The organism is Luteimonas marina (genome assembly GCF_007859325.1).
Lineage (GTDB): Bacteria > Pseudomonadota > Gammaproteobacteria > Xanthomonadales > Xanthomonadaceae > Luteimonas > Luteimonas marina.
In genome coordinates this window covers 1-1,195 of the sequence record NZ_VOHK01000018.1, presented here as the reverse complement: position 1 = coordinate 1,195, position 1,195 = coordinate 1, and the positions used below count along the sequence as shown (strand labels likewise).

2 protein-coding genes are annotated in these 1,195 nt (G+C 65.6%); both read left to right on the top strand.

All coding sequences use genetic code 11. The features are described from left to right. Positions 1-324 (top strand): OmpA family protein (locus tag FQY83_RS17500; RefSeq protein ID WP_146389521.1); only part of this gene is annotated, 324 nt, incomplete at its 5' end. Between the two features lie 232 nt (positions 325-556). Beyond that, a partial coding sequence (locus tag FQY83_RS17495; RefSeq protein WP_146389519.1) for a porin family protein occupies positions 557-1,195 on the top strand: 639 nt, incomplete at its 3' end.

The window sequence follows — 1,195 nt, the reverse complement described above, 5'->3', positions numbered from 1 at the left end:
TTCGACTTCGACAAGTCGACGCTGCGTCCGGACGCGGTGGCGATCCTGAACGAGGCGGTGGAGATCCTGAAGCGCTACCCCGACCTGCGGGTTGAAGTGGCCGGCCACACCGACCTGTGCGGTGCCGACGCCTACAACCAGAGCCTGTCGCAGCGCCGCGCTTCGGCGGTGTACGACTACCTGACGGGCAACGGCGTCGACGCCGGCCGCCTGCTGGGTCCGGTGGGCTACGGCGAGAGCCGTCCGCTGGAGCCGACGGCGCAGACGCTGCCGGGCTGCAAGAGCGAGGTCAACCGCCGCACCGAGCTGAACGTCCAGAACTGACGGACAATGTCCGTGGCGACCCGGCGGGCATCCGCCCGGGACCTGGTCGCCGCGGGCTTCAAGCGGCGGGCTGTGCTTGTTAAGAAACCGTTTGCATGTGATATCATGCTCGGGTTGGCAGCCATGGCGACAGGGGCTCAGGCAACCTGTCCGAGTGGGCAAGAATCCAGTCGTAAGAATCCAGAATTGCTTCGTGTTTCATGATCTTCCGGACCCCTTGAAGGAGTTTTCAATGAAAATCCGCTTGTTGAGCGCCGCCTTGCTGGCGGGTATGGCTGTTGCGCAGGTCGCGTCCGCGCAGGACTTCGACGATCGCTGGTATCTGAGCGGCTCTGCGGGCTACAACCTGCAGGACGAGGACCGTCGCACGGACGACGCGTATGCGCTGGGCCTGGGCGTGGGCAAGTTCATCAGCCCGGTGTGGTCGGTGGAAGGCGCGCTGAACTACCAGAACCCGAGCTTCAAGCACAACAGCGACCTGCTGTGGAGCCAGTACGGCGTGTCGGTGGACCTGCGTCGCCACTTCATTTCGGAAGGGCGCAACTGGTCGCCGTACGTGCTGTTCGGCCTGGGCTACCAGCGTTCGGAGGAAGAGTACGTGCCGACGGGTGGCACGACCTCGCCGCTGCAGCGCGAGGACGGCAACCTGGCGGCGAAGGTGGGCGTGGGCGTGCAGAGCGACTTCAGCCGTCGCGTCGCGGTGCGTGCCGAGCTGGCGACCCGTTTCGATTTCGACGACCAGAGCTACGCGGCCGAGAGCGGCACGGATTCGTCGGGCTACCCGCACCAGATGGAAGAGAGCTACTTCAGCGACGTGATCGCGTCGATCGGCGTGGTGATCCCGCTGGGTCCGGAGCCGACCGCGCCGGTG